Here is a 25,990-nt window from a genome sequence, read left to right as displayed (position 1 = left end):
TCATAAGTTTTGATTTAAATAGTTTCAGGGGCACAATCCCTTCCTTTTTTACTTCTCTGTTTTAGAAGGGAGAGTTGAGAAATGGAAATCGAACGCATCAATGAACATACGGTGAAGTTCTACATTTCCTATGTTGATATAGAGGAGCGCGGCTTTGACCGCGAGGAAATTTGGTACAATCGGGAACGAAGCGAAGAATTATTTTGGGAAATGATGGATGAAGTTCATGGGGAAAGCGATTTTTCGCTCGATGGCCCGCTTTGGATCCAAGTGCAGGCGCTCGAAAAAGGTCTTGAAGTCGTCGTGACGAAAGCGCAGTTGTCCAAAGACGGAAGCAAGCTCGAGCTGCCGCTTCCAGAAGAGAAATGGCGCGAGTTTTCGTTGTCAGCTGGTGAAAAGGTGGAATCGCTGTTCGGCCACCATTTCCACTTTGGTCAAAACGGGGACGCCGAGGAGAGAGAAGAGCAAGATGTCCTTCAATTCATCCTTTCGTTCAAGGATATCGAGGATGTCATTTCCTTGGCCCATCGCGCTGACTTCTCTCGGTTGTCGAATCGCCTGTTCCAATTTGAAGGCCGCTATTACTTGTTCGTGGAGTTTGACGAGCGCTACACCGAGCAGGAAGTGGACAATATGCTCAGCCTTCTGTTGGAATACGGAAGAGATTCCCAGCTGACGATTTATCGACTTGAAGAATACGGGACTGAAATTATGGGCGACAATGCACTTGAAACGATCAAAACGTATTTTCCAGCCTTATAATGTTTCCATTCCGCCGATTTCGCCGCCAGAAATCGGCGTTTTCTACGTTAGCGGAAGAAAAACGGCCATCATGAAGAGCCGGGTGGAGGGGTTTTGTTGCGAAACACATCGAGAGTGGCGATTCTCGTCGTCATTGTCGGCGCGTTGCTGGCATTGACGAACGGGTTTTGGGAAGGGAAGCTGCTTGGTCTTTTCAGCGTATTGATGTCTTGTTCCGTCATCTTTATTGCGCTGGTCATTTCTCTTGAGAATCGAAAGCCGGCGCACACGATCGCTTGGCTGGCGGTGCTGGGGAGCTTTCCGATTGTCGGCTTTTTGTTTTATTTATTGTTCGGACGCAACTATTGGCAACAACGGCGCTATAAAAAGAAAGCCGATTTTGATGAGGCGGTGCTGCTCAAGTTTCAAGAGCCGTCGCCGATTGCCGTCGAACGGCTGCCGATGGCGCCCCATCAGCGTCCGCTTTTGCGCCTTGCTTATCGCATCGGCCAGCATCCGGTTTCGCTTGCTTCGCAGACGGCGGTGTTGACGAACGGAGAGGAGACATTTTCTTCTATTTTTGCTGAACTGGAAAAAGCGGAACACCATATTCATTTAGAATATTATATTGTCCGTCATGATGAAATCGGCCAACAGTTGAAGCGCGTCTTGATGGAAAAAGCGCGTCAAGGTGTGCGCGTCCGTTTTTTGTATGATGCTGTCGGCAGCTGGAAGCTGTCGAACGATTATATCGAAGAGCTGCGCGCTGCCGGGGTTGAGATGATCCCGTTTTCGCCGGTGCGCCTGCCGTTTTTAAGCAACCAAATCAACTTCCGCAACCACCGGAAAATCATCGTCATTGACGGGAGTGTTGGCTTTGTCGGCGGGCTGAATATTGGCGACGAGTATTTAGGAAAAAACGAGTATTTCGGATTTTGGCGCGACACGCATTTGTTGATCCGGGGCGAAGCAGTCCGGACGTTGCAGCTTATTTTTTTGCAAGATTGGTATTATATGACGGGAGAGCGGCTGCTGACGCCGGACTACTTGTCGCCGCCTCGCATTGTAGAAGAAGGGCAAGGCGGCGTCCAGCTCATCGCCGGCGGTCCGGATCAAAAGTGGGAGGTCATTAAGCAGCTGTATTTTGCTATGATCACAGCAGCGAAACGGTCGATTTGGGTGGCTTCGCCGTATTTTGTGCCGGATGAAGACATTTTGACGGCGCTGAAAGTGGCAGCGCTAAGCGGCATTGATGTGCGGTTGCTTGCGCCGAAGCGGCCGGACAAAAAAATCGTTTTTTACGCTTCGCGCTCGTATTTTCCCGAGCTGCTCGAGGCAGGGGTAAAAATTTATGAGTATGAACGCGGGTTTTTGCACAGCAAAGTCATCGTCGTCGATGGCGAGCTCGCCTCGATCGGCACGGCGAACATGGATATGCGCAGTTTCCATTTAAACTTTGAAGTGAACGCCTTTTTGTATTATACCGACAGCATTCATAAACTCGTCCGCGACTTTTTGGAAGATTTTCGCCACGCTTCCATGATCGACTACGAACAGTTTCAACAGCGCCCGTTCCGGGTGCGTATCGCTGAATCGGTCTCCCGGCTGTTGTCGCCTCTGTTGTAACCAACCGCTTGTAAACGCCAGTCCGCCGAATCGGCGGACTTTTTTCGACGCAGTTTGGCTTTGGGCAGGAAAACCGGCGATGGTCAACGAATAAAAGGGAAGAACCGAACGGTGAAGGGGGGGCAGCAGAGAACAATTCCAGCTGTTCCCGCTCACGGACAACTATTTTTTACTGGAAAGGAAGTGATCATGTTGTTTGTCGCTCTCGCCGCTGATGGCAGGACGGTTTCGCTTGCCGGGGCGGAAAGATGGGAACGAGAGGGGCTGATGCGCCTGAAACGACAGGAACCGTTTTTTTGTCCCGCGTGCCGTCAAGAAGTGGTGCTCCGGTCGGGCCGCTACCGTTTGCCGCATTTCGCCCATCGAAAAGGGGCGGCCTGCCCGGTCGAGCACGAACCGGAGTCGGAGCGTCACTTAACTGGGAAGCGAGACTTATTCGCGTGGCTCATTCGCCAAGGCATGGAGGCGAAGCTCGAGCCGTATTTGCCCGCCATCAAGCAGCGTCCTGACGTATTGTTCCGCCATGGCCCACACCTTTATGCCCTCGAATACCAATGTTCCACGATCGATGAATCGCTGTTTCGCGAACGCAATGACGGCTACCGTCTCCTTGGCATCCGCCCGTTGTGGGTGTTAGGAGCCCATCATTTGCGGCGTTCGCCAAAATATTCGGGGGAAGTGCAACTCTCCCGGTTTCAATGGTTGTTTGCCCATCGCGCTCCACATTCAGTCGTTCCACATATATGGTACTACAGTCCAGAGACGAAACGCTTCATCCGTCTTTTTCGCCCGTTGCCGCTATCGGTGCAGCGAACATTGGCCGTGGTCGATTCAATTCCGCTTTCGTCGTTTTCGTTCCCCGATTGGATGGCCCCCTGCCCGCTGCCGCTTCCATCCGAGTTTTGGGAGCGATGGCTCGAACGAAAAAAACAATGGCGGCGGACGTTTCCGCTTTATCCGAACCAAACCGTGCGCCGCATTTGTGCTGATTTTTACCAGGCGGGCATCGTTCCGTCACTGTTTCCGACCGAAGCAGGCTGGCCAGTGCCGCGGGGGTATTTATGGGAGACGGCGCCGTTCATTTGGCAAACGTATGTCCTTTTGTTTCTTCTTGGAAAGACCGGACGGCCGGCAACGGCAGTATCTTTATTTCAGTGGCTCGATGACAAAATCCGCACCGGCCGCCTTGTTCCGCGCCGGCTGCCGCTTGTCGGCCGGGATACGTATCGTGAGGCCGTCGGCGAGTATTTGCATTGGTTGAGCCTGCTCGGCTATCTCCGCCGCGAAGAGGGCGACCAGCTTCATTTGGTGAAGCCGCTGTCGTTTCCGTCGACCGTCGATCAGATGATTCATCAAGATGCTGCGCTTCTTGAGCAAATTCACCAAACGTCGGCGCTTAGCTGCTATTGGTCAACACTTGAGTTCGGGAGAGTGGAAAAAATGAGCAGAAAACAGGAAAAGATGAACGGAATGGTGAATAATAATTCGTGTATCGATTATTTGGATAAGGAGGAATGATGACGGTGGAGGAAAAGAAAGCGAAAAAGTCGCTGCCGCTGCGAAGCGAGATTCCCGTGGAAGAAACGTGGCGGCTTGAGGACATTTTTCCTACCGATGACGCCTGGGAAGAAGAATTCAAACAAGTGAAGGCACTGATTCCAAAGCTTGGCGAATACAAAGGGCGGCTTGGCGAATCGCCGGAAGTGCTGTATGAAGCATTGCAATACCAAGATGACGTATCGATGCGCCTCGGCAAGCTGTATACATACGCCCATATGCGCTATGATCAAGATACGACTAACTCGTTTTACCAAGGGCTCGACGCCCGGGCGAAAAGCTTGTACAGCGAAGCATCGAGCGCGATGGCGTTTATCGTGCCGGAAATTTTGGCGATCGATGAAGCGGTGCTGCGCTCGTTTTTGGAACAATACGAGCCGCTTCGCTTGTATGCGCACGCGTTAGACGAAATTACGCGCCAGCGCCCGCACGTGCTGTCGGCGGAAGAGGAGGCGATCTTGGCGCAGGCGGCCGAGGTGATGCAGGCGACATCCGACACGTTCAGCGCGTTGAACAACGCTGATTTGACGTTTCCGACGATCATCGATGAAAACGGTGAGGAAGTCGAAGTCACGCACGGCCGGTTCATTCGCTTTTTAGAAAGCACGGACCGCCGTGTCCGCCGCGATGCGTTCCATGCGGTGTACCATACGTACGAAAAGTTTCAAAACACGTTTGCCAGCACGCTTGCCGGAACGGTGAAAAAACATAACTTTTTTGCCCGCGTCCGCCGTTATGAATCGGCGCGCCAAGCGGCGCTCGATGCCAACAACATCCCGGAGAGCGTGTACGACAACTTGATTGCCACGGTTCATGAACATTTGCCGCTTTTGCATCGCTATGTGCGGCTGCGCAAACAAGTGTTGGGGCTTGACGAGCTCCATATGTATGACTTGTACACGCCGCTTGTGCAAGATGTGAAAATGGACGTGACGTACGAGGAAGCGAAGCAATATATGCTTGACGGGCTGGCGCCGCTCGGCGAGGAGTATGTAGCGATCGTCAAAGAAGGGCTTGACAACCGTTGGGTCGATGTGCGCGAGAACAAAGGGAAGCGGAGCGGTGCGTATTCGTCGGGAGCGTATGGCACCCATCCGTACATTTTGCTCAATTGGCAGGACAACGTTCACAACTTGTTTACGCTCGTCCATGAGTTTGGCCACTCGGTCCATAGCTACTATACGCGCAAAACGCAGCCGTATCCGTACGCCCATTATTCGATTTTCGTCGCTGAAGTGGCGTCAACGTGCAATGAAGCGCTCTTGAACGATCACTTGCTGAAAACGATTGATGATGAGAAGAAACGGTTGTACTTGTTGAACCATTATCTTGAGGGATTCCGCGGCACTGTCTTTCGGCAGACGATGTTTGCGGAATTCGAGCATCTGATCCACCTGAAGGCGCAACAGGGCGAAGCGTTAACGGCTGAGACGCTCACCTCGCTTTATTATGATTTAAACAAAAAGTATTTTGGCGATGAGATTGTGGTCGACCAAGAAATCGGCTTGGAATGGTCGCGCATTCCGCATTTTTATTACAACTATTATGTGTACCAATATGCGACCGGCTTCAGCGCGGCAACAGCGCTCAGCAAACAAATCTTAGAGGAAGGCGAACCGGCGGTGAAACGGTACATTGACTTTTTAAAAGCCGGCAGCTCGGACTACCCAATCGAAGTGCTGAAAAAAGCCGGCGTTGATATGACGAGCGCCGAGCCGATCCGCCAAGCGTGCCAAGTGTTTGCGGAGAAGCTTGATGAGATGGAGCAGCTGCTTGAGAAATGAAACGAATGCGGCGCTACAGCCGCATTCGTTTGGATGGAAATCCACGAAACTGATGGCGGCGGTTCCATGTTGTCGCCAATCCAAGCAAGGAGAGAAACAAAAGCGGCATGGTCGCCCAAAGCGGAAGGAGCTGCATGAGGCCCAACAAGTTCAGAATAAAGGCGGCAGTGGATGCCGCCGCCCAAAGGGATAAGACGATGCGCTGCTTCATGGCGATGGCCCCCCCTCTTCCCATTTGCTTTAGTTGATGGCTCTTCACCACAACATGTACTTGACAAGCAATACGGTTTCCTGCACAAAGATGTGCAAAAATCACTGATTTGTTGATTTTCCCTCACAAGCGTAAATAGGGTATGTTCAGAAAAAAAACAAGTACAACTTTTGGGGAAGAGCCTAGTTGATTATATGCTGTTTGTCTGCCTGATCATGACGTAGGAGAATTATGACAATAATGTGAACAAACGAGGTGTGAGTAAAATATTTGTGGGTGACATTCCGAAATGATCCCCGACGAGGGTTGCGAACTTTTGTTCGCGACGCTCGTCGGGGCCACCAAGCGAAGCGCGGTAGAAAAAAGCAAATGTCATGCAAAAAGGACTCTCTCCCTGCTATGATGGTGATTGTCAACATCAACCGAAAACAGGAGGGAGAGAGTCCATGAAACATCTTACCACAGAATGGCCTTTATTAAAAGAGCTGGAGGAACAATTAGTCAGAACTCTTCAAAAGGTGTTCGCTGTCTTGTTGGCGGCCCTTTTGGAGGAGATTGATCAACAACTGGCGGAAGCGCGGGACAAGCGCCGGTATCAGCTGAAAGACAAACGGCCGACTACGATCCAAACGCTGTTTGGGGAAGTGACGTTCCGATGGAACTACTACTATGATCGACAAACGGGGGCGTATACGTTCTTGCTGGATGCCGAACTGGGCTTTGATGGAGCGCAGTCGATCAGCCCTTGCCTCGAGGAAACGGCGGTCGAGTTGGCCGTCGAGTGCTCTTCCTACCGCAAAGCGGCTCGCACGCTGGAGTCGATCGTGGGGTATGCGGTCCTCAGCCACGAGGCGATTCGCCAACTGGTGCTGGAGGCCCCTGTCTCGCTGCATCACCCTGTTTCCAAACGGCACGGCCGGGTGCTGTTTGTGGAGGCCGATGGACTGTTTATTTCCCGCCAGGGGAAAGGGAAACGGGCGAAAGAAGAGAAAATCCTGGCGGTTCACGAGGGATGGAGACGAAACGGGTCGCAGCTTGAGCTGGTGAACCGGCGCCACTACCTCCATGAAGGGACGGGGGACGTGTGGGAACAGTTTGAGGAGTGGCTGATGAAGGAATATGCCTATGATCCGTGCCAAGACCTGTTGGTCATCAACGGCGACGCGGCGTCGTGGATCACGGCCTGCCGGGAGTATTTTGGGAAGCGGGCGTGCTTTCAGCTGGATCGATTTCATGTGGCGCGGGAGCTGCGTCAGTGTCTGTCCGGCCATCCGCGTTGGCGGGAGGTGCGGAAGAAGCTGGCGAAACAAGACGAAGAGGGGCTTCTCGTGGAGCTGAACAGCGCGGTCGGCACGTTGGAGGACGAAGCGAAAGAGAAGCAGATGGCTGCCATGATCCGCCGGATCGAGTCGATGCCGGGATGCATCCGGGACTATCGGGAGTGGCTGTCGGAGCAAGGGGTGGAGACGACCGGCATGCGTCCGATGGGCCACGCCGAGAGCGTGATGAGCCGGTTTGCGCATCGGGTGAAATCCCGCCGCAGCTGGAAAGACCAAGGGCTTCGGGCGTTTCTGAGGGCGATGGCAGCCCGAATCGACGGGATTTGGCGGAGAAATGGGCAGTTGGTGGAGGAAGAAGAGACCCGAACGGCGGCCTCGGCCTCAACAAAGTCCAAGCGGATCGAACAGGCCAAACGGAAGGCCGGACGGTTATGGGCAGATGTGGTGCGTCAGAATCTACCGTGTCTGCAACAGTCATCCGGGACGCCGATCCATCAAGCGTTGTCGGCGCTCCGGGATGGTGGTTGGGTGTAAAAAAATGGAATATCGTATCATCGCCTCAAGATGAGGGATGAGAGTCCGAAAGCGCTTACGATATGAATTCCTGAAAATGGTTCGCTAACTAGTGATTGACAACGCCCGTAGTGAACCGAAAAAATGTTCTCCACAAAGTCTTGACTGACTCACAAACGAGCAAATGGGTTGACAATTTGATCGGCCGTTTGTTAAGATATAGATATGAACGGAAGACAAAACCTAAACCTGATACCCCTTTGTTTGACCGTGAACAATTTCTCCCATCCCCTTTGTTGTCTTGGCAACAAGAAAAAGCCCGGCTTCGGCCGGGCCTTTTCTTGTCGGTCGCACGCTACAGGCGGGCTTTTTCGATATAGCGCCAAAACGTTCCATGCTTGACAGGCACCCGCTCGACCTTTTGTTTCAGCTGCAGCTTTTTCATTTCCGTTTCCGCTTCTTGGATGGTCCAATTGTACACAACGGCAACTTCTTTCGTGGCGACGGACTTAAAATGGCTTAAAAATGATTCCAGTGGAGGGGGAGGAGACGGCTTGGGATGGAAGCCAAGCATTTCGGCGATCAGTTCGACGTAAATGTCATACGGATAGCATCCGGAAATTTTAATGCCTTCATCTTCAATGTTTTCATTAAATAAGACAAGCGTCGGTATTTCGTCGACATCCATTTCCGACGTGATTTTCAAATCACATTGGAACGCTTTTACCGCTCCCGGAGAGTGCATGTCGCGCAGAAATTCATCGACGTCAAGACCAGCTTCGGCGGCGCATTCGGCGAGCACCGACAAATCAGAGACATTTTGTTTTTCGAGAAAGAGCTGTTCTTGCAGCTTGCGTAAAAAGCGGAGGCCGGCCCGCTTTCCTTGCATTTCCGCCGCTTTAATGGCGAGCGATGGGGCGAACGGGCTTGAAATCCGATTTTCGAGCCAAACGCTGCCGTCGCATGACATGCCGGTGCGGCAAGCCGCCCATTCCCATGCTTTGGCCATTGCCTCCGGCTTTGTTCCTTTGTGCGCGCCCCATGTCGCCCATGTTCCGCTCAATATGTGCCTTAAGGTAAAAAAACGGCCGTATTCGATCGTCAGTTTTTTGATGACTGGTTCAAGCCCCCAGCATTCCGGGCATAAAGGATCGATAAACAAATACAGCTCGAGCGGTTTGTTCGTGTTGCCTAGCGGCTGGGAAGGGTAGCAAGTTGATGTCGTCTTCCCAGCAAACTTCTCACTCAAGGGTATGCTCCTTTCTGTCCAGATGATCTGGGGTATTGACCATATGATGGGCGGTGAGTACGAGCCGGTGATAAAACTGTTCGCGCGCCGGCCCGGACAAGCCGATTTCGTCCATGGCTGCCCGCATGCAGGCAAGCCATGCTTCCGCCCGCTTCGGCGTGATTTCAAAGCGGAGATGGCGCGCCCTCATCATGGGGTGTCCATGCTCTGCCGTGTAAAGAGGGGGGCCGCCTAAATATTGTGTTAAAAACTGTTTTTGCTTGCGGGCGGTTTCCGTCAAATCGTCAGGGAAAATGGGCCGCAAGTCCGGATGCGCGGCCACGCGACGGTAAAATGCTTCGACAAGTTTCGCAACCTTCTCCTCTCCGCCGATCGCCTCATAAAGAGTTTGCCATTGTTCACCCATCGCGGATGCTCCTTTTGTTTGAAAATCATTCGTTGTCGTTTGATTGCTATTTTATCAACAGCACGCATGGATCTCAAACAAAGTGACTCGAGCGCCGCTCGTTTATGTGCGGTAGCTTTTTAACACGCGTTCGACATACGCCCGCGTTTCGGCAAATGGCGGCACGCCCCCATGGCGATCGACGTGCCCGGGCCCGGCGTTGTAGGCGGCTAAGGCGAGAGTGATATTCCCGTTGTACCGGTCAAGGAGCTGGCGCAAATATTTTACGCCGCCGTCGATGTTTTGCGCCGGATCAAGCGGGTTGTGGACGCCGAGCATTTTTGCCGTGCTTGGCATGAGCTGCATGAGTCCAAACGCTCCAGCCGGACTTTTCGCATCGGGACGGAAATTTGACTCATGGCGAATGACGGCGCGGATGAGCTGCGGGTCAACGTCGTATTTTTCCGCTGCCGCCGCGATGAAAGCATCGATGGAAGAAGATGAGTTGGTTGCAGCACCCGCTTCATGTTCGAGCGGGGCGCTGCGATGGCCGGCGGGCGCCGGGGGCTGACCGCTTAGGGCAGCTTGAGGCGCCTCGGCAGAAGATTCCTCACCGCGGCTGAGAGATTCGGCAAGCAAGCTTGAAAACAAGGATGGCACCGGCGATGGCAACAGGCTGGAGCGTCCGGGTGAGAACGCATTGAGTGCCTGCCATTCGATGAGCAGCTTTAATGGCGAAACGGTCATCGTCTTTCCTCCATTTCTTTCATGCGGGCGTAAAAGCGGGCGATTTTGTTTGGCGCCGGGCGGCGCGGGATGCCGAGCGCCTCAAGCAGGCGCAAAAACCGCTTTTCACCCGCTTCCACGTGATCCACTTCATACTCAAGTTCGTAATCTTCGCTTTGCAAGTAGAAGTTGCGGTCAAGGAAAAGCGTACCGCCTTCGTACGGCCATTGGGCGCGTTCGGTGACAAGAGAGCCGAAATGGCGCACGTTGGATGGATCAATGCCCAGTTCCGCAAGCAAGGCCGCGATCGTTCCGTGCAGCGGCACGCCCGTGAGCAGCGCCTCCGCTTCGGAAGGGGTGAGCGGCACGTGCGTCTCGAGAAGCGCCCCATCCGCCCGCGTTTGTTTCAGCGTCAGCGTAAACCGCCCTTCTTTCGCCCGGATGCGCAGCGCTGCCGCCCGTTCTTTTAAGGCGAATGACGGAGTGTCAAAGTAATGGTTTTCCTGGCGGAAGAAAGCGCCATCATCCAACCGGAAGGCGGCGCGGACGGCCGCAAATTCCGCTGCCGTTAACAAGTTTTTCAATTCGATTTCGACCTCTTGATGCATCGTAAATCTCCCTCGGGAAAGATCATCGTCTCCCTCTATTATCAGCTGTTTTTCGGCGAATATCAATTATTTCGCCCGCATAGGCTGAATATGGTAAAATAAAGGGCGGATGGTTGGTGTGGAAGGAGAGAAAGCATGAACGAAAAATGGATCGTCGAGCGGGCAGAGCGAAAAGACGGCCGGCTCTGGCTGAAGGTTGATGATGCGCTTGTTTTGCCCGCCGGTGTTATGCCGAAGCGCCATATGCTTGTTGACTCAGATGCATTGGCGTTTGTGTATATATTGGAAACCGAGGATCGCTTTCTATATGTCATGGTTCCGAAGCCGTGGTGGCCTGAGCTAAAGGCGGCGCTTGACGCCAAGGAGCCGGTCTGGCTTCGATGTGGAGAGAGGACGCTTGAGCTTGAACAGTTTCACGATGAACTGTCTTATTTGCTTGAAAATATTCGCGGCAACGCCAACTATGGCGAGGCGCTTGAACGAGCAGTACAAGAGATGTTTTTTACCGGATGAGCCGTCCGGTTGCCTGCCTTTGGGCGTGAGGGGAGGCGGAGCGCGCCCAAGGCCGCTTACCGTCAAAGCGGCGCTGGGAAGGTGCGGATGCTTTCTCTTGGCCCAGGCTGTCAGGAAATTGAAAATAGATAGGCAGGTGGTACGATGGTAAACCATTGGGATTTGTTTTTAGCCCCGTATAAGCAGGCAGTCGAAGAGCTGAAAGTAAAGTTGCGAGGCATTCGCGCCCAGTTTGAGATGATTGAAGCGCACTCGCCGATTGAGTTTGTCACCGGACGCGTGAAGCCGGTTGCCAGCATTTTAGACAAGGCGCAAAAGAAAAACATCCCGCTCGACCGCCTCGAGGAAGAGATGCAAGATATTGCAGGACTGCGCATCATGTGCCAGTTTGTCGACGATATTAAAACGGTCGTCGAGCTGCTGCGCCAGCGCAACGATTTTACAATCGTCGAGGAGCGCGACTATGTCACGCAAAAGAAAGAAAGCGGCTATCGTTCATACCACCTCGTCATTCGGTATCCGGTGCAGACGATCCGCGGCGAGAAAAATATTTTGGCGGAAATTCAAATCCGCACGCTGGCGATGAACTTTTGGGCGACGATCGAACACTCTCTGAACTACAAATACAGCGGCCGCTTTCCGGAAGATATTAAAGCCCGGCTGCAGCGCGCGGCGGAGGCTGCCTACCGCCTCGATGAGGAAATGTCGAAAATCCGCGTTGAAATTCAAGAAGCGCAGGCCGCCTTTTCACGAAAACAAGAAGCAAAAGGGGAAGGACAATGAAACGAACTGATGCGCCGCTGGCCTTCGCCATTACGTCAAAAGGGGATGATGTGTCGAACGCCCTCGCGCAGAAGATGAAGACGTATTTGCTTGATTTTGATTTGCGCTATGATGAGGAAGCGCCGGATTTGGTCATTTCCGTCGGCGGGGATGGAACGCTGTTGTACGCGTTCCATCGCTATTGCCATCGGTTGGACAAGACGGCGTTTGTCGGCGTCCATACCGGCCATCTCGGCTTTTATGCCGATTGGGTGCCGGAAGAAATCGAAAAACTCGTGATTGCCATCGCCAAAACACCGTATCAAGTGGTGGAGTACCCGCTGCTTGAGGTGACGATTCGTTACATTAACGGTGGGCGCGAGGCGAAGTATTTAGCGCTCAACGAATGCACGGTGAAATGTGTGAGTGGGACGCTCGTCATGGATGTTGAAATTCGCGGTGATTTGTTTGAGCGGTTCCGCGGCGACGGGTTGTGCATTTCGACGCCGACCGGCAGCACGGCTTACAATAAAGCGCTCGGCGGCGCGATTTTGCATCCTTCGCTTGAGGCGATTCAAGTGACCGAGATGGCGTCGATCAACAACCGCGTGTTTCGGACAATCGGTTCGCCGCTCGTGCTGCCGGCGCACCATACGTGTTTACTCAAGCCGGTCAACCACGTCGATTTTCAAATTACGATCGACCATTTGTCACTGTTGCATAAAGAAGTGAAGTCGATTCAATGCCGGGTGGCCGATGAAAAGGTGCGTTTCGCCCGCTTTCGGCCGTTTCCGTTTTGGCGACGGGTGCGCGACTCGTTTATCGCCGACTGAGGGAAAACCCGCCTCCTTGGTTAGGCAACGCTTCCCGTTTGCGGCGAGGTGATGGTCTTTTGGCGCGGATGCCGATTCCGTTTTAGCGGCGTCAAAGGAAAGTGGATGGAACACGATGAGCAAGACGGAGATTTTTGATCAGAAAGGTGACGAACATTGCCGCCGTTTACCATGACCTTTTCCATCGATGAACAGCACGACGGAAAGCTGCTGCGCCAGTTTTTGCAAGAGAACGGCATTTCGCGGACGGCGCTTACCGATATTAAATTCCATGGCGGGGCGCTGTTGGTTGACGGTCGGTCCGTCACCGTCCGCCATGTGCTGCGCGCCGGTGAGACGCTGTCGGTTGTGTTTCCGCCGGAGCGGACGAGCGATTGGATGGATCCGGAAGAGATGCCGCTTCATATCGTGTACGAAGATGATTACATCCTTGTCGTTGACAAACCGGCCGGGTTGGCCACGATCCCGTCGCGCCATCATCCGGGCGGAACGCTTGCCAACGGCCTGCTGCACCATTACCGAAGGCAGCGGCTCGATTCAACCGTCCATATTGTGACAAGATTGGACCGCGACACGTCCGGGCTTGTGCTCGTTGCCAAGCACCGCCACGTTCACCATTTGTTGTCCACGCTCCAGCAAAAAGGGAAGGTGGCGCGCACATATGAGGCCATTTGCCACGGTGTCATGGTTGATGACGAAGGGACGATTGATGCGCCGATCGGCCGCCGGGGAGACAGCATCATCGCCCGCGAAGTGCGGGAGGACGGCAAGCCGGCGGTCACTCATTTCCGGGTGCTCGAGCGGCTTCGCGGCTATACGCACGTGTCGCTGCAGCTTGAAACCGGACGTACGCACCAAATCCGCGTCCATTTGGCTTATGTTGGCCATCCGCTCGCTGGGGATGACCTCTATGGCGGGAGTCGGGAGATGATCGACCGCCAGGCGCTCCATAGCCGTCAGCTCTCGTTTTTCCATCCGTTTGCGCGCCGCTGGTTGACATTTGCCGCTCCGCTTCCCGGGGACATGGCGCATCTCATTGAAACGGTGCGCTCGTCAACTACCCCCACTTAGCTAACGCTTGAAGTGGGGGCTTGCAACTCCCCAGAAGTACAAGCGGACTTCGTCCTCCTTCCTTGACTTGGGGTTGCATCAGGGCAGGTTGACAACTACCCAACGACGCAGGTCATGCCTGCATCGTTACCGATTCTCTCGGTGTGTCTGTTGGCAGTACTTGGCTTCCACACACAACAGACGGATCTACGCTCGATGTTTTACGGTTACAACGTTTCCTGTAACCAACTCCATACATCGAGTAGCCGTTATTGGAGTGCCTTTATTAAACGGTTTTCTCCACGCCTTTATTCTATCATACACAAAAGAAAAGGGGAACGCGCATTCCTCTCCCACTTACTCCCTTTGGTCGTTGAAGTGGGAGTCTCCTGCGCGAAATAGGATGAAGCGCCGGTTACGGGAACGAACGGAATTTTTCCGGAACGTATGGCATCGATGACGGAACCGAGACGGTCTCCATTTCCGGGTAGCGCAATGCAGTGAGCGCACCGCCGAACACACAGCCGGTGTCAATGTTGACGGTTCGTCCGACAAACCGCGGAGTTTTGACAGGCGTATGGCCATACACAACCCATGCGCTGCCGTGATACCGTTTCGCCCAGTCGCGGCGCACCGGCGTCCCGTCCGGGTTCGTTTCGCCGGTGATGTCTCCGTATAGGACGAACGTCTTGACTTTTTGATCCGTCCGCCCGATATAATCATGGCGAATGCCGGCGTGGGCGATGACAAGGCGCCCCTCATCCAAAACGGCGTACAGGGGCGCCTGCTCATACAGGCGGATAAATTTGCGGCGGATCATCTCCTGTTCGCTTGGAGGCAAGGTGCGGTACTCGGAGACGGTCGTCTCAAGACCATGGGCGATTTGCACGTTGCGCCCTAAAAAGAAGCGGTACAGCTTATTGCAATGGTTGCCCGGCACGTAGTAAGCCAGCTTTCGCTCGACAAGGGCGGAGACGATCTCGATCATGTTCAGCGATTCAGGACCGCGGTCGGTCAAATCGCCGACGAAGCCGAGCTTTCGGCCGCCAGGATGAACGGGAATCCCTTCGTTCCATACATACCCTAGTTTTTCTGTCAACGCAACAAATTCTCGGCGACAGCCATGAATATCGCCGATAATGTCAATGGCCATAGGATGCTCTCCTTTCTGACTATGGTCGGTATACTACCAGTATGTCCGTCAGACAATAGAAAGAAAAGAGGAGATTGCGCCGGGACAGCCGCAAAATGGGTGGCGGCCGGCAAAAACGAAGCCGCCTGCCGGTAATGGGCAAGCGGCTATTCATCGCTCGCGAACATAAATTTCCGCGTCCGCGAATGGACATTTAAGACAAGGCCGATCGCCAGCATGTACGTGGCGAGCGAGCTTCCTCCATAGCTGATGAACGGAAGCGGCAACCCCGTGATCGGCAAAAGTCCAATCGTCATGCCAATGTTTTGGAACACTTGGAACGTAATCATGCCCGCGACGCCGGCACATAAATAGCTGCCGTATAAATCGTTGCTCTCCAAGGCAATATGGATCATGCGATAAATGAGCAGGAAAAAGAGAGACACGACGATGCTTGAGCCGACAAATCCGAACTGTTCGGCAATAACCCCGAAAATAAAGTCGGTATGCGCTTCAGGCAAGTACACTTGTAAATTGCCGAGCCCCTTCCCGTACAGCTCCCCCGAGCCGATGGCCATCAACGAACGGATGAGCTGAAACCCTTGGTCGGTCGAATATTCATACGGTGCGAGCCATCCGTAAAACCGGTTTAATTGGTAATCTTCTTCAATGATATATTTATGAAAAAAGTCCGGAAAATAAAAGTATATGAATACAATGGATGCCACGGCCGCCACTCCGGAAAAGACGATGCCGAAAATGATGCGCCAGCGGATGCCGGAAACGAGCACCAAGGTGGCGGTGATGGCCATAAACACCATCGACATGCCCATGTCTGGCTGCTTGGCGAGCAAAATGAGCGGCGGCAAGACGGTCAAAGCGATTTTGCCAAGCAATTTAAAATCATCGCTGATCGTCGGTTCGGGATATTTTTCCCGATGGTTGACGATGATGCGACTTAGGACGATGATCATAAAAATTTTCATCAGCTCGGATGGCTGAAAGTTTCCTCCAGGTAGATGATACCAACTCGTCGCCCCCTTAATGGTTACTGATCCTGGGACGTTCAATTCCAGCCCAAGCAACAGCAACATCCCGAATCCATACAAATACCAAGCGATTTGAAACAGCCGATCATAGTCAATGATCATCGTCAAGGCGATCACGACAGCGCCGATGGCGTACCATTGCAGCTGCTTGGAAGCGAAGTTGACGTTCTGCAGCTTCTCGGGAAGCATCGGCTCCGCGCTGTGAATGGCGATGGCGCTCACCACGGCCATTAAGAATAAAAGAAATAATAAGTGATAATCAAGCTTCGATTGGGAAAAACGGTCATGATCCATGGAACGATCCTCTCCATTCAAATGTACCATATACCATATTAGCGAATTGAGTCGGTTTTGCAAAGTGGGAAAAACCGCCGGCAGCATGAAGGAGCCAAAAGGCAAAAAGAAAGCGCGCATTTACATTGTTTGCCGCATCGCCTATAATAGAATTAACACCTGGTGCTAAGAATAAATGATAATTGGGAGGATGAACGAATGGTCTTATCATTGGAAGGACGTACATATGTCGTGATGGGGGTGGCGAACAAACGAAGCATCGCCTGGGGCATTGCTCGTTCGCTTCATGCTGCCGGCGCTCGGTTGGTGTTTACGTATGCCGGCGAGCGGTTTGAAAAAGAGGTGCGGGTGCTGGTCGATACGCTTGGGGATGAACGCTCCCTTCTGCTGCCGTGCGATGTGGCAAAAGACGAAGACATTGTTCAATGTTTCGCGCAAATCAAAGAACAAGTCGGCGTCATCCACGGCGTCGCTCATTGCATCGCCTATGCCAATAAAGAAGACTTGAGCGGTGAGTATATGAATGTCAGCCGCGAAGGCTTTTTGCTCGCCCATAACATCAGTGCGTATTCGCTCACCGCGGTGGCTCGTGAAGCGAAAGAGCTGATGACGGAAGGCGGCAGCATCGTCACCCTTACGTACTTAGGCGGCGAGCGCGTCGTGCAAAACTACAACATTATGGGTGTGGCGAAAGCGTCGCTTGATGCGAGCGTGAAATATTTGGCGAACGATTTGGGCAAATACGGCATCCGCGTCAATGCCATTTCCGCTGGACCGATTCGCACACTGTCGGCCAAAGGGGTGAGCGATTTCAACTCGATTTTAAAGCAAATCGAAGAACGCGCTCCGCTCCGCCGGACGACGACGCAGGAAGAAGTCGGCGATGTGGTGCTGTTTTTGTTCAGCGACTTGTCGCGCGGCATCACCGGGGAAATTATTCACGTCGACTCGGGATACCACATTTTAGGATATTAAAAACGTGCGAGCAGCCGTTCCTGTTGATGGAGCGGCTGTTTTTTGCTTGACTTGGGCAATTATTGAGATCATGGGCATACATATATAAGGTAAGGCAAGCATGGAAAAGGGGGATCGACGTGCGGAAACAAAACGTTGTGGAGACGGAGCCATTGCTTTACATTGTGCAGCCAAAAGCGATGCGGGCGGCGGCGCATATGCAAGAAACGTTTATGTGGACTAGCCGAACGCAACAGGAAGAGGAAGGAAATTCCAACGATGAACGAGGCGGCGAGGAGGAACCGACTGAATTTTTTGCCAAAAAAGAATTCCAAGCGATGGCGCTCGACGAACGGCTGGCCTTTTTGGCGGAGCTGCCCGGCCATTTGCCGCCGCTTAAATGTCAGTTTGTCACGCAGGAGCAAAGCTATGAAGGTGTGCTGAAGCAATGCACAGCGGATGAATTGGTGATCGCCGACGAGCGAGGGAACGAAACCGTTATCGGCCGCGCCGCACTTGTTTCCGTAACGATGATCGGATTTGTGCCATAACGGTTTCCCTTTCCCGCGTCGAAGCACAGCGTTGCCCGGATGCGGTGCATCGTCGGGAAAGGGATGGCCATAGTTCATGCCGCCCCCTCACTGTTGCAGGAGACATTCCCATTTGGCTTGCGGTTTATTTTTTGAGGCTTGCCGCTTTTCTTGCTGACGATGGTCCATTTGCGCCCGGAAGGCTTGCAATTACAAAAGGCTTGTCATCCATCATGTTTTGCTTGAGCCCGTTTGCGGTTCAAATGCGTTTTTGTCGCCGAGCCTGGCATCTGTCGGTTGCCGCTTGCAATAGTAAAAGGTTTCGAATGGCGGCCGGTTTGCACGTTCTGGGGGGCAGGAGCGCCTTTTGCGCTTTCGGTTTGTGACGCCCTCGCCTCTTTTTGTTTGGCGCTCTGTTGATCGTCTGCCAGTGGGGCGGCACGTTTTTTCTTCCGTTTTTCGTTTTTCACATTCGCTTTTTCTGTTTTGGGAGGCATTGTCCGCGCCGCTGTATTCTTTTTCGACCGTTCCGTTTCTTTTGGGTCCGTTTGAGGCGACACCGGTTGTCCGAATGCCTCTTCTGTTTGCAGTTCTGTTGTGAGAGCAGCTGTTGATTCGAATTCTTTGGCTTGCTCCCACACTTCCAATAACTCCGAAGCGACCCGCTCCCAATGATACAGCGAAACAGCCAGCTCGCGTCCTTTTTCGCCCATTCTTTTCATCAAAGATGTATTGGATAATATTTGGGCGATCTTGTCGGCGAAATCGCTTGGGTTCTCTGGGTTTTCCACGATCAGGCCATTTTCATTCGCCAAAATGACTTCTGGATTGCCGCCTCTGGCTGTCGTGACGATCGGAAGGCCTGCCGCCATGGCTTCGTAATGGACGCGCGCCAACGGCGGTTGGCTGCCTGTCGCCTGCTTTCGCGTCCCTTGGCCGATGATTTCGCTGTAAAACATATGCGGAAACATAGCATCGGCTAAGTAGACGCTTTGATACGAAGCATAGAGCGGACAAATGGAGAAATAGATTTCAAATAATGACCGAATTCTTTTGGACACGTTGTTTCCCGGTGTGCATCCAGTATGTCGGTCGGTTCGGGGAAGGACGGCGAATGGGGAGGGATCCAATCGTCGAATAGGCTGTGTTTGTGAAAACGGGCCAACCATTCAATCCGTTGCTGGAATGAGGGCTTGCTTCCGCTTGAGGAAACGTACTCCATCAAGTAGTAATAGTGGTTTTTTCGTTGAACGTAAGGTTGCTTTGTTTTTGTCCGGATCATTTTTGGGACGTGAAATCCAGTTTCATATAGTTTGGAATGAAGCAAAATCGGGAAAGGTGTTTTATCCTCATTCAGCCGTTTTAGTACGCACCTCTCACCCGTTTTTTTGTTTTGCAGAAGCCATACTTTTTCCTTTTTTAGCTCGCCGGCGATATCCACCTCGGTTTCCGACAGGCCGTAGCTGTGCAACACTTCAAACAACAGGCGGGATCGTTTTGAGGCCACGATCAGTTCCTCCTAGCGCCAATGGTCGGTTAATAAGAGTGTATGTAAAGGGAAACGAGTTGGTATAGACAGGTGCACTAGGCCATGGCGAAAAGGGGCGGCAAAAAATAAGGCCGACCGCGCTCTTTGGCGCTGGCCGGCAAGGCTTTTCTTGATTATTCTTCCTCGTCCTCGAGCTGTTTTTGTGAATCGGAACGCATGGAAGCGGGGAGATCGATCGAGGCGATGGCGGCCGCATTGATGGCCAGTGTGCGCCCTCCCTCTTCATAAAAGCGGTCAACAAGCAACGAAACAGTGTTGGTTCGCGGTTTAACATAAATCAGCCAGAAGTCCCCCCCTCTACAGGTGGGGGATGAATGGCGTTCGGTTTTTCTGTTTTTCTCTTTCTTCTTTGGATGGCAATAGAATACAATAAACATAGGAGGTGAAACCATGTATCGAACGCTGAAAACCCGTTTTCGGGCAAAGAAAGAAGTTATCCAAAAACTATTTGAATGCAATCGTATCTCCGCAGAAGTTTGGAACGAATGCCTTCGTTTGGCAAAAGAACATCATTTGGAAACAGGAAAATGGATAACCAAAACGGAACTGCAAAAAGCAACAAAAGGTCGTTTTTCTATCCACAGCCAAAGCATCCAGGCGGTTGTGCATAAATATATCTTTGCCCGTGATGGGGCAAAAGAAGCACGGAAAAAAGGAGAAAAAATCAAATATCCATACAAAAAGAAAAAACATTTCAACACGAAATGGGCAAAAGATGGGTTTGTTTTGCATGAAGACGGAACGTTGGAACTGTCGCTAGGAATTTGGAATCGAAAACGACAATCTCCTTTGGTGGTGAAAATCGACAAAGAGAAACTTCCAAACGGAAAAGTCAAAGAAATCGAGTTGGTCTATGACCGTGGTTTGTGGCTTTGTTTATCGTATGAAGATGGGAAAAAACCAAAAGAAAATCCATGTAAAAACCGTGTTGCTATTGACCCAGGGGAAATTCACACCATCGCAGCCATTTGTGAAAATGGGGAAAGCCTCATTATCACGGGAAGAAAAATAAGAAGCATTCATCGGTTGAGAAACAAGAAATTAAAAGAACTGCAAAAACTCATGAGCAGATGCAAAAAAGGCTCCAAACAATGGAAAAAGTACAATCGGGCGAAACAATATGTACTTTCGAAATCAGAGGCACAACTAAAGGATGCACTGCACAAAACCACGAGACAATTTGTTCGTTGGTGTTTGGAAAACCAAGTGAAAGAAGTCGTCATTGGAGATATCGAAGGAATCCAACGGAATACGAAAAAGAAACGAAACAAAAAGACCAATCAGAAATTATCCAATTGGTCGTTTGGAAAATTATTTGATTATCTCAAATACAAATTGAATGCCGAAGGAATTCAAATCGAGAAAAAAGATGAAAGTTATACCTCGCAAACATGCCCTGTTTGCGGGAAGAAAAATAAATCTTCTTCTAGAAATTATACATGTCAATGCGGGTACAAACGACACCGTGATATCCATGGGGCAATGAATTTATTTGCCAAAGTATATTATGGTGAAATCCGCCCATTGGAATTTACGGTCAAACCGTTTACGTATCGACGGATTGCTTAGGTATGAAGTCGTAGATGGCGAGTTCCCGCCCTTGAGTATCATGGATACTCATGTTGCCTGTGGCTCCCAACGGGACGGGTGCCAGGTGTTGCCTGCAGATAGGCTGCCAACCAGCCTATCATGCATCCACCTCCGAAGGGGAAACAGGAAACCCCCACTTCGATAAGTGGGGGAGGTTCATAACCGAGAAAAACTGCATTGTAGTATGTTTCCTTGACCGTGTGCACGTTCACTTCTGTGTTGGGCGGGAGCGCCGTCAGCTGGTCGTACAGGGCGCGGGAAAGGCGGGGGCGGGTCGGCCGCCGCTCAAAAAAGACACGGTACATTGTGTCGCCTCCTTTCTTGTCTCTTGTGTTAAAAACCTATACTCCATCATATGATTGGCGTAGGAGAGCGTTTGGGTAAACGTCCGCACCGGAGCAGGTTCGCCTGCTGCCGGGCCGAGGAGGCGGAAAAAGCGCACGCCTCCTTTTGCGGCCGCAGCGAGCGGAAAGGGGAGAGGAACGTGGATGACCCGTTTTCCTTTATTCTTCTTTGTTTAGCCAGCTTTCGTCTGACGAGGCTCATCGTATACGATACGATCACCGCCTGGCTTCGCCGGCCTTTCCATGAATGGGTGGAGGAGGAGCTTCCGGACGGAAGAAAAGAAGTATTTCTCATTTTGAAGGGCAGCGGATTGCGGCGCTGGATCGGCGAACTGCTAAGTTGCTACTGGTGCACCGGGATATGGTGTGCAGCGTTTTGTTATATTGGGGTTGTTGCTTGGCCGGCCGTTTTCCAGCCACTGATCGTGCTGCTCGCAGTCGCCGGCGGGGCGGCGCTGATTGAAACGGTTGTCAGCAAGTGGCTCTCGTAAGGGGAGAGATGCTATATAGATGCAACAAAGAAGTTTAACATATCCTTGACAGAAAAGTGGTTTGCCCATTTTCGACTGTCGAAGGCAAGCGTGCGGCTTGCCTCCGTCACGCCTTAGCGTGACGGAAGACCGAACAACGACTCGCTTCACAGACCCATTCATGGGTCTTTAAGCGGCGTTGTTCGGTCACTCGACAGTCGGATGCAATGACCGGCAAAGACGAAAAATGTTAAAGCTTTAAATTGCATCTATATAGCTTGCGTCATCCGGACCGGCTGTAGCGGAAAGCTGCCGCCTGGATGGCTGGCCGACGGCTTCCGCCGGTGGGAGATTGTGTTTCGGTTGGTCTTGGACACTTGAAGCATCATGCCCCCGCTGCTGCTGTCAAGCAAAGATCGTTGCTGCCGACAAGACGAGGCCGGCTGAAGCCGGCCGGGAAAAGCAGCCGCTCCATTGGATGGGGCGGGCTCCGTTTACCATTGGACGGCGATGCGGTTGGCCGCGGCGGCTCCTTTGGGCAGTTCAGCGCCATATACGAAGCCGTCGACTGTCAGGGAGCGGACGTTGCCGGACGGTCGAACCGCAATCTCAAACTGGGAAAAGCGCCGTTCTTCACCTGGTTCAATGGGGACGCCATGGAGCGGGGCAATCCAATATTCGCCGTTTTGCCGCACTTTTTCCCGCCAGTTTTCTTGGATGAACGTCCAACCTTCGGCGCCGCTGTCAGCCAGCCCCTCCTGTGCGGCGCGCCCGCTTTGGGGGAGCGCAATTTTTCCGCTCAGCACCGCTGCTTTCGGCGGCGAGATGCGGAGGCAGACGACCGGATGGTGAAGCGGCGCGGTTCCGCTGTTGCGGATGATGAAGTCGCCAATCACGACAATTTCTTCTTCATCAAGGTGCGTCGGGATCATAACCGAGTAATGAAACAGCGCCAGCACGGAAGCGGCTGGATCGGCGCCGGTGGTTTGTTGCGGTCCGGAGACGCGATGCTCTGCCTCTTCGAGCGCGATTTCATACAACAAAAGCTGGCGCTCCAAGGCCGCGATCTTTTTCTTGTACATTTCGGCGTTGACTGTTTCGGCTTCACGCAATTTTTCTTTTAGATAGGCGCTGCGCATTTTTTCTTTTTCCAGTTCGGCCTCAAGCTGCTTGATCTGTTGCCTGCACGAGGCGGCTTCAGACCGGTAGTGAATAATTTGTTGCTGCAGGCGGAGGTGCCGGTCATCATTCGCATTTTTCACTCGTTTTCCACTCCTTCCATTTTTATCTTATGTATACGCGGAAGGCAAGTGCCATATAAAAAAGGCTGTTGTTGAGAACAACAGCCTAAGTGGTGCGGGACGTTACATTGCTGGGAATACGTCCGGGCATTGTGGCGGGAATTTGGTTGTCGGGCACAGCGTAGCTTCGGCAAGTTCTTCGCGCGGTTGGCAGAAGCGGGCTTCAACTTCGATTTTGACGTCAGCTTCCACTTGGACTTCAAGGCATAAGGTGATGGAAACGTCGAGTTGAGTGAAGTTGTCCGTGCAAACTAAGCTTGTATCGCATTCAAAGAAGGAAATATGGCAATTGAGCTGCGTGCCTTCCGGAGCGCATAAGATGAATGTTTGCGCCGTGGCAAACGGAATCGGCGCCGATTGGCAAATCACCGTGCCGGTCGGGCTGACAATTTGCACAACGACGTGTCCTTTGACGAGCGCTTTGACTTTTTGCAATGTCACGGTCTCCCCGGAAGGAAGGGTGACGTTGACGGGCTGCCGGCCGTTTGGCTGCATGATTTCTTGGCAAATCAGCGCATCCTGGTCAACAACCGGATCGATTGGATTTCCGGCAGCGTCTGTCAAGAAACAACGAATGGCAAAGTTTTGCGGGTCCATGTTTTGCGCTGCCAAAAAGTCGCAAATCGTCCCGTCTCCCGGACAAGTGTCCGATGGGAAAATCGTTTCCAAATCATCGCCGCTGAAGCTTTTTAATGGCACGTCGATTTGCCGCGTCACCCAGTCATAAATTTTGCGTGTTCTGATGCATACCCTTTCCGTATCGCGATGGTAATGGCCCATTTTCTCGTTCCTCCTATCGTTCATTTGTTCCCCAACGCCTAATGGTTTGGGACTACTGTATACTATGAATGATATAGGTAAATGTGTTGGGACAGATGCGGATTTTTTATCGGCAGGCGTCTGCCGGACGATGAAATAAAGGGGGAGATGACGAATGAGAGAACAACGGGGAGCGGCGAAGGCAGGAACAAAAGGGATAGATGAACGGCGGCTGGCTGAGCGGATTGCTGAGCTGGAGCGCCGGCTCGAAGAAGCAGAGGCAGAAAATGTAGTGTTAAGGGAACTGGCTTACCAAAGCAAGCAACGTTATGAGCAAATAAAGCAGCTGATGAAACAAAACGACGAACTTCGCCGCCAGCTGCAGCAGCTGCAAGGAGAGACGGGAGGAGTACGTGACGAAGAACGGCCGGACAGCTGGTTTTTCCGTACGCTGCGCCAAGAAAACGCGATTGTGCCCCACCCGGACGAGCGCAAGGAAAAATGAGGCGCACCCTTGGCCGATAGGGCCATACAATAGCAGTAGCCATACATTTTTTTCATTTGGAGGGATGAGGCCATGACGAAACCAATCTCGCCCAAACCGACGGCTTGGGCGCTCACCTCAACAACCCAGCCAGTGCGGCGCCCGAGAGGCTGCGGCTGCGGCCGGCCGCCGGTCGTAAAGAAATAGCACAAATCCGTGAGAAGCGCCTATACTCCGCTTCCTCTCCTTGCATAGTCTAACAGTGCAACTAGGCGAAAGGAAGGGGGGAAGGGCATGTCGGATCGGAAAAAAGCGAAAGTGATTCATGTCGATAAATTGATCATTCATGCCGATGACATCGTCATTATGCCGCGCGGCCGCATCCGCGATCCATGGTTGTTCCCGCACCGCGATGATACGGAAATGGAAGCCGTTGAAGATGCGCGGGACCGGGATAAGGAAGAACATGGTGAAGGAGGCTATGATCGAAACGAAGGAGAACAGAGACCGTTTTCGTGGATCTAGCCATAAAGCAAATGGGGGACGCAAACGGTGGAGCGTTTTAAAAATTACGGGCTTTGGCTGGCAATCGGATCGTTTGCCGTGATTGCGCTTGAGACATTCGGCGTCGACATTGATCTTGGCAAATATGAACAACTGTACCATGCCTTCTTAAGCATTTTGGTGATGGCCGGTATTTTAAACAACCGTCGCTCGGCCGCGGTTATTCCGATAAAATTGATGACAAGTCGTAAATCGCATGGGCGCCTGCAGAAGGCGCCCTTTTTGTGCCCGGAAAGGCTGGAAAGGCGACAGAACGTTTTGCAGAAAATGACAATTATAATTTGGCGGCGAAAAAACCATTCTAAACATTGTCACCACCAATCTTACACCATATAAGGAGGACATGAATCATGACGGTTGCAACACAAGTGAAACAAACATTGGCGGGGTTAAAATCGGCTCAAGCGAGCTTCGAAACGTTTGCTTTGCAAACCGAAAACCAAGCCGCGAAACAGCTTTACCAACAAGCTGCCCAACAAACGCAGGCGGTCGTTGATTTGGTGAACTCGCGCATGCAAGAAATTCAAAACGAAGAGCCACAATATAAACAACAATAACCTTCGCTGAAGCGAATGGGATGGTTCAGGCGGAAAGGTTGGCACAGCACGCCAACCTTTCCCGACTTGGCGGAAATACATAAAAACGAATGGGTTGATGAAGATGAAAAAATGGTGGTTGGCGGCCGTCGTTGCGATGATCGCGGTCGGCGGCTGCGCCAAAGAAGAAACGGAACAAAAACAATCGCTGCAAGGGGCAAACCTACTGAGAACCCAAACGTCCGGGACGGCGAAACATGCGGAGCTGAACCAAGGTCCGGCCGAGCGGGCGGCCAGCTATTTGCGCGGGCGCGACGATGTTCGGGACGTGGTGGCGGTCAACAGCGTGGATCGGTTGCTCATTGCTTATCAAATTCCCCATATGAAGCGGTGGAGTCGAAAACAAATTGAGAAAGACATTGACCAAAAACTGCGCGACCTGTTTCCTGGCTATGATGTTGTTTCCTCGAGCGATTTGAAAATTTTTTGGAAGACGAAGGAATTAAAAGCCAACATGGACAATCGACGCTGGGATGAACGAAAAGTCAATCGGGAAATCAAGCGCATTGAAAAGCTAAGCAAAGAGCAAACATAAG

28 protein-coding genes and 2 pseudogenes are annotated in these 25,990 nt (G+C 52.3%); 18 read left to right on the top strand and 12 right to left on the bottom strand.

Annotated elements, in window-relative coordinates; genetic code table 11:
* The first annotated feature begins 81 nt into the window (after nt 1-81).
* The 4 genes from mecA (at nt 82) to pepF (ending at nt 5,708) form a co-directional block, all read left to right on the top strand.
* Nucleotides 82-762, top strand: a complete 681-nt coding sequence (gene mecA, locus NSS88_RS04665; protein ID WP_033015647.1) for an adaptor protein MecA — start codon at nt 82-84, stop codon at nt 760-762.
* Between the two features lie 96 nt (nt 763-858).
* Nucleotides 859-2,367 carry a cardiolipin synthase gene (gene cls / locus NSS88_RS04660; protein WP_049626046.1) on the top strand — a complete coding sequence of 503 codons (1,509 nt, stop codon included), beginning with the start codon at nt 859-861 and terminating at the stop codon, nt 2,365-2,367.
* A gap of 189 nt (nt 2,368-2,556) precedes the next feature.
* Entirely contained in the window at nt 2,557-3,885 is a 1,329-nt protein-coding gene (locus tag NSS88_RS04655) for a competence protein CoiA (RefSeq protein ID WP_033015650.1), read from the top strand.
* Complete coding sequence (gene pepF / locus NSS88_RS04650; RefSeq protein ID WP_033015653.1) at nt 3,885-5,708, top strand: oligoendopeptidase F; 1,824 nt, start codon at nt 3,885-3,887, stop codon at nt 5,706-5,708. Before NSS88_RS04655 ends, pepF begins: the two co-directional genes overlap by 1 nt.
* A 13-nt stretch (nt 5,709-5,721) precedes the next feature.
* On the opposite strand, the gene NSS88_RS04645 is transcribed toward pepF, so the two are convergent.
* Nucleotides 5,722-5,919 carry a hypothetical protein gene (locus NSS88_RS04645; RefSeq protein WP_033015654.1) on the bottom strand — a complete coding sequence of 66 codons (198 nt, stop codon included), beginning with the start codon at nt 5,917-5,919 and terminating at the stop codon, nt 5,722-5,724.
* A gap of 446 nt (nt 5,920-6,365) precedes the next feature.
* Between NSS88_RS04645 and NSS88_RS04640 the strand changes: the two genes are divergently transcribed.
* A complete protein-coding gene (locus tag NSS88_RS04640) occupies nt 6,366-7,733 on the top strand; it encodes an ISLre2 family transposase (protein WP_341083290.1) in 1,368 nt (455 codons plus the stop codon).
* 334 nt (nt 7,734-8,067) lie between these two features.
* On the opposite strand, the gene spxH is transcribed toward NSS88_RS04640, so the two are convergent.
* The 4 genes from spxH to NSS88_RS04620 all read right to left on the bottom strand — a co-directional run bounded on the left by spxH (nt 8,068) and on the right by NSS88_RS04620 (nt 10,680).
* Nucleotides 8,068-8,961 carry a ClpXP adapter protein SpxH gene (gene spxH / locus NSS88_RS04635; protein ID WP_033015657.1) on the bottom strand — a complete coding sequence of 298 codons (894 nt, stop codon included), beginning with the start codon at nt 8,959-8,961 and terminating at the stop codon, nt 8,068-8,070.
* The gene (locus NSS88_RS04630; protein WP_033015658.1) at nt 8,954-9,367 is read right to left on the bottom strand and encodes a globin domain-containing protein; all 414 of its coding nucleotides are present in this window, start codon (nt 9,365-9,367) and stop codon (nt 8,954-8,956) included. Before NSS88_RS04630 ends, spxH begins: the two co-directional genes overlap by 8 nt.
* A 102-nt stretch (nt 9,368-9,469) precedes the next feature.
* On the bottom strand, nt 9,470-10,093 hold the full coding sequence (locus tag NSS88_RS04625) for a lytic transglycosylase domain-containing protein (RefSeq protein ID WP_049625211.1): 624 nt from the start codon (nt 10,091-10,093) through the stop codon (nt 9,470-9,472).
* A complete protein-coding gene (locus NSS88_RS04620; protein ID WP_033010440.1) occupies nt 10,090-10,680 on the bottom strand; it encodes a CYTH domain-containing protein in 591 nt (196 codons plus the stop codon). Before NSS88_RS04620 ends, NSS88_RS04625 begins: the two co-directional genes overlap by 4 nt.
* A 135-nt stretch (nt 10,681-10,815) precedes the next feature.
* Here NSS88_RS04620 and NSS88_RS04615 point away from each other — a divergent pair, with 135 nt between their 5' ends.
* From NSS88_RS04615 to NSS88_RS04600, 4 genes are all read left to right on the top strand, one after another.
* On the top strand, nt 10,816-11,193 hold the full coding sequence (locus NSS88_RS04615; RefSeq protein ID WP_055358026.1) for a UPF0738 family protein: 378 nt from the start codon (nt 10,816-10,818) through the stop codon (nt 11,191-11,193).
* A 144-nt stretch (nt 11,194-11,337) separates the two neighbouring features.
* Nucleotides 11,338-11,976: a GTP pyrophosphokinase gene (locus NSS88_RS04610; protein WP_033010443.1), complete on the top strand. Its 639-nt coding sequence runs from the start codon at nt 11,338-11,340 to the stop codon at nt 11,974-11,976.
* Nucleotides 11,973-12,788: an NAD kinase gene (locus NSS88_RS04605; protein ID WP_033015662.1), complete on the top strand. Its 816-nt coding sequence runs from the start codon at nt 11,973-11,975 to the stop codon at nt 12,786-12,788. Before NSS88_RS04610 ends, NSS88_RS04605 begins: the two co-directional genes overlap by 4 nt.
* 156 nt (nt 12,789-12,944) lie before the next feature.
* Nucleotides 12,945-13,859: an RluA family pseudouridine synthase gene (locus NSS88_RS04600; RefSeq protein WP_341083284.1), complete on the top strand. Its 915-nt coding sequence runs from the start codon at nt 12,945-12,947 to the stop codon at nt 13,857-13,859.
* Between the two features lie 394 nt (nt 13,860-14,253).
* On the opposite strand, the gene prpE is transcribed toward NSS88_RS04600, so the two are convergent.
* On the bottom strand, nt 14,254-14,991 hold the full coding sequence (prpE, locus tag NSS88_RS04595; protein ID WP_341083281.1) for a bis(5'-nucleosyl)-tetraphosphatase PrpE: 738 nt from the start codon (nt 14,989-14,991) through the stop codon (nt 14,254-14,256).
* Nucleotides 14,992-15,137: 146 nt separating this feature from the next.
* Nucleotides 15,138-16,313 carry an FtsW/RodA/SpoVE family cell cycle protein gene (locus NSS88_RS04590; protein WP_055358271.1) on the bottom strand — a complete coding sequence of 392 codons (1,176 nt, stop codon included), beginning with the start codon at nt 16,311-16,313 and terminating at the stop codon, nt 15,138-15,140.
* Between the two features lie 198 nt (nt 16,314-16,511).
* Here NSS88_RS04590 and fabI point away from each other — a divergent pair, with 198 nt between their 5' ends.
* Together fabI and NSS88_RS04580 are read left to right on the top strand one after the other, a co-directional pair.
* Nucleotides 16,512-17,288 carry an enoyl-ACP reductase FabI gene (gene fabI, locus NSS88_RS04585; RefSeq protein ID WP_055358270.1) on the top strand — a complete coding sequence of 259 codons (777 nt, stop codon included), beginning with the start codon at nt 16,512-16,514 and terminating at the stop codon, nt 17,286-17,288.
* Between the two features lie 119 nt (nt 17,289-17,407).
* The gene (locus tag NSS88_RS04580) at nt 17,408-17,818 is read left to right on the top strand and encodes a CotO family spore coat protein (RefSeq protein WP_049626048.1); all 411 of its coding nucleotides are present in this window, start codon (nt 17,408-17,410) and stop codon (nt 17,816-17,818) included.
* 203 nt (nt 17,819-18,021) lie between these two features.
* On the opposite strand, the pseudogene NSS88_RS04575 reads toward NSS88_RS04580, so the two are convergent.
* The 3 genes and pseudogenes from NSS88_RS04575 to NSS88_RS04565 all read right to left on the bottom strand — a co-directional run.
* A pseudogene (locus NSS88_RS04575) lies at nt 18,022-18,702 on the bottom strand (glycosyltransferase); the annotation flags it as partial.
* Between the two features lie 74 nt (nt 18,703-18,776).
* Nucleotides 18,777-19,280 (bottom strand): hypothetical protein, encoded by a 504-nt coding sequence (locus tag NSS88_RS04570; protein WP_152908477.1) that lies wholly within the window; start codon nt 19,278-19,280, stop codon nt 18,777-18,779.
* Between the two features lie 179 nt (nt 19,281-19,459).
* On the bottom strand, nt 19,460-19,723 hold the full coding sequence (locus NSS88_RS04565) for a hypothetical protein (protein WP_049625205.1): 264 nt from the start codon (nt 19,721-19,723) through the stop codon (nt 19,460-19,462).
* Between the two features lie 13 nt (nt 19,724-19,736).
* Between NSS88_RS04565 and NSS88_RS04560 the strand changes: the two genes are divergently transcribed.
* Together NSS88_RS04560 and NSS88_RS04555 are read left to right on the top strand one after the other, a co-directional pair.
* Nucleotides 19,737-20,915, top strand: coding sequence for an RNA-guided endonuclease InsQ/TnpB family protein (locus tag NSS88_RS04560; protein ID WP_011231306.1), 1,179 nt, complete (start codon nt 19,737-19,739; stop codon nt 20,913-20,915).
* Nucleotides 20,916-21,420: 505 nt separating this feature from the next.
* Nucleotides 21,421-21,771 (top strand): DUF1360 domain-containing protein, encoded by a 351-nt coding sequence (locus tag NSS88_RS04555; RefSeq protein WP_033015715.1) that lies wholly within the window; start codon nt 21,421-21,423, stop codon nt 21,769-21,771.
* Between the two features lie 473 nt (nt 21,772-22,244).
* Here NSS88_RS04555 and NSS88_RS04550 read toward each other — a convergent pair whose 3' ends face one another.
* Nucleotides 22,245-23,012: a hypothetical protein gene (locus tag NSS88_RS04550; protein ID WP_033015674.1), complete on the bottom strand. Its 768-nt coding sequence runs from the start codon at nt 23,010-23,012 to the stop codon at nt 22,245-22,247.
* A gap of 102 nt (nt 23,013-23,114) precedes the next feature.
* On the bottom strand, nt 23,115-23,831 hold the full coding sequence (locus NSS88_RS04545; protein ID WP_049626172.1) for a hypothetical protein: 717 nt from the start codon (nt 23,829-23,831) through the stop codon (nt 23,115-23,117).
* A gap of 154 nt (nt 23,832-23,985) precedes the next feature.
* Here NSS88_RS04545 and NSS88_RS04540 point away from each other — a divergent pair, with 154 nt between their 5' ends.
* From NSS88_RS04540 to NSS88_RS04520, 5 genes and pseudogenes are all read left to right on the top strand, one after another.
* Nucleotides 23,986-24,315: a spore coat protein regulator protein YlbO gene (locus tag NSS88_RS04540; RefSeq protein ID WP_047817949.1), complete on the top strand. Its 330-nt coding sequence runs from the start codon at nt 23,986-23,988 to the stop codon at nt 24,313-24,315.
* Nucleotides 24,316-24,588: 273 nt separating this feature from the next.
* A complete protein-coding gene (locus NSS88_RS04535; protein ID WP_049624147.1) occupies nt 24,589-24,819 on the top strand; it encodes a hypothetical protein in 231 nt (76 codons plus the stop codon).
* Nucleotides 24,820-24,846: 27 nt separating this feature from the next.
* Nucleotides 24,847-25,049, top strand: a pseudogene (locus NSS88_RS04530) (holin).
* 159 nt (nt 25,050-25,208) lie between these two features.
* Nucleotides 25,209-25,415, top strand: coding sequence for a DUF1657 domain-containing protein (locus tag NSS88_RS04525; protein ID WP_033015681.1), 207 nt, complete (start codon nt 25,209-25,211; stop codon nt 25,413-25,415).
* Between the two features lie 97 nt (nt 25,416-25,512).
* The gene (locus tag NSS88_RS04520) at nt 25,513-25,989 is read left to right on the top strand and encodes a YhcN/YlaJ family sporulation lipoprotein (RefSeq protein ID WP_049624146.1); all 477 of its coding nucleotides are present in this window, start codon (nt 25,513-25,515) and stop codon (nt 25,987-25,989) included.
* Nucleotide 25,990: the final 1 nt, after the last annotated feature.

This window comes from Geobacillus sp. FSL W8-1251, assembly GCF_038005945.1.
GTDB lineage: Bacteria > Bacillota > Bacilli > Bacillales > Anoxybacillaceae > Geobacillus > Geobacillus stearothermophilus.
This window is presented reverse-complemented; position numbering and strand designations above follow the sequence as displayed.

What these genes read in the sequence shown, in the direction of transcription:
- NSS88_RS04610 (WP_033010443.1), top strand. Translation starts at nt 11,338, where the DNA reads ATGGTAAACCATTGGGATTTGTTTTTAGCCCCGTATAAGCAGGCAGTC.
- NSS88_RS04590 (WP_055358271.1), bottom strand. Translation starts at nt 16,313, where the DNA reads ATGGATCATGACCGTTTTTCCCAATCGAAGCTTGATTATCACTTATTA.
- mecA (WP_033015647.1), top strand. Translation starts at nt 82, where the DNA reads ATGGAAATCGAACGCATCAATGAACATACGGTGAAGTTCTACATTTCC.
- NSS88_RS04615 (WP_055358026.1), top strand. Translation starts at nt 10,816, where the DNA reads ATGAACGAAAAATGGATCGTCGAGCGGGCAGAGCGAAAAGACGGCCGG.
- fabI (WP_055358270.1), top strand. Translation starts at nt 16,512, where the DNA reads ATGGTCTTATCATTGGAAGGACGTACATATGTCGTGATGGGGGTGGCG.
- NSS88_RS04655 (WP_033015650.1), top strand. Translation starts at nt 2,557, where the DNA reads ATGTTGTTTGTCGCTCTCGCCGCTGATGGCAGGACGGTTTCGCTTGCC.
- NSS88_RS04545 (WP_049626172.1), bottom strand. Translation starts at nt 23,831, where the DNA reads ATGGGCCATTACCATCGCGATACGGAAAGGGTATGCATCAGAACACGC.
- NSS88_RS04645 (WP_033015654.1), bottom strand. Translation starts at nt 5,919, where the DNA reads ATGAAGCAGCGCATCGTCTTATCCCTTTGGGCGGCGGCATCCACTGCC.
- NSS88_RS04620 (WP_033010440.1), bottom strand. Translation starts at nt 10,680, where the DNA reads ATGCATCAAGAGGTCGAAATCGAATTGAAAAACTTGTTAACGGCAGCG.
- pepF (WP_033015653.1), top strand. Translation starts at nt 3,885, where the DNA reads ATGACGGTGGAGGAAAAGAAAGCGAAAAAGTCGCTGCCGCTGCGAAGC.
- prpE (WP_341083281.1), bottom strand. Translation starts at nt 14,991, where the DNA reads ATGGCCATTGACATTATCGGCGATATTCATGGCTGTCGCCGAGAATTT.
- NSS88_RS04525 (WP_033015681.1), top strand. Translation starts at nt 25,209, where the DNA reads ATGACGGTTGCAACACAAGTGAAACAAACATTGGCGGGGTTAAAATCG.
- NSS88_RS04520 (WP_049624146.1), top strand. Translation starts at nt 25,513, where the DNA reads ATGAAGATGAAAAAATGGTGGTTGGCGGCCGTCGTTGCGATGATCGCG.
- NSS88_RS04565 (WP_049625205.1), bottom strand. Translation starts at nt 19,723, where the DNA reads ATGTTTATTGTATTCTATTGCCATCCAAAGAAGAAAGAGAAAAACAGA.
- NSS88_RS04535 (WP_049624147.1), top strand. Translation starts at nt 24,589, where the DNA reads ATGTCGGATCGGAAAAAAGCGAAAGTGATTCATGTCGATAAATTGATC.
- NSS88_RS04630 (WP_033015658.1), bottom strand. Translation starts at nt 9,367, where the DNA reads ATGGGTGAACAATGGCAAACTCTTTATGAGGCGATCGGCGGAGAGGAG.
- NSS88_RS04605 (WP_033015662.1), top strand. Translation starts at nt 11,973, where the DNA reads ATGAAACGAACTGATGCGCCGCTGGCCTTCGCCATTACGTCAAAAGGG.
- NSS88_RS04640 (WP_341083290.1), top strand. Translation starts at nt 6,366, where the DNA reads ATGAAACATCTTACCACAGAATGGCCTTTATTAAAAGAGCTGGAGGAA.
- NSS88_RS04540 (WP_047817949.1), top strand. Translation starts at nt 23,986, where the DNA reads ATGAGAGAACAACGGGGAGCGGCGAAGGCAGGAACAAAAGGGATAGAT.
- NSS88_RS04560 (WP_011231306.1), top strand. Translation starts at nt 19,737, where the DNA reads ATGTATCGAACGCTGAAAACCCGTTTTCGGGCAAAGAAAGAAGTTATC.
- NSS88_RS04625 (WP_049625211.1), bottom strand. Translation starts at nt 10,093, where the DNA reads ATGACCGTTTCGCCATTAAAGCTGCTCATCGAATGGCAGGCACTCAAT.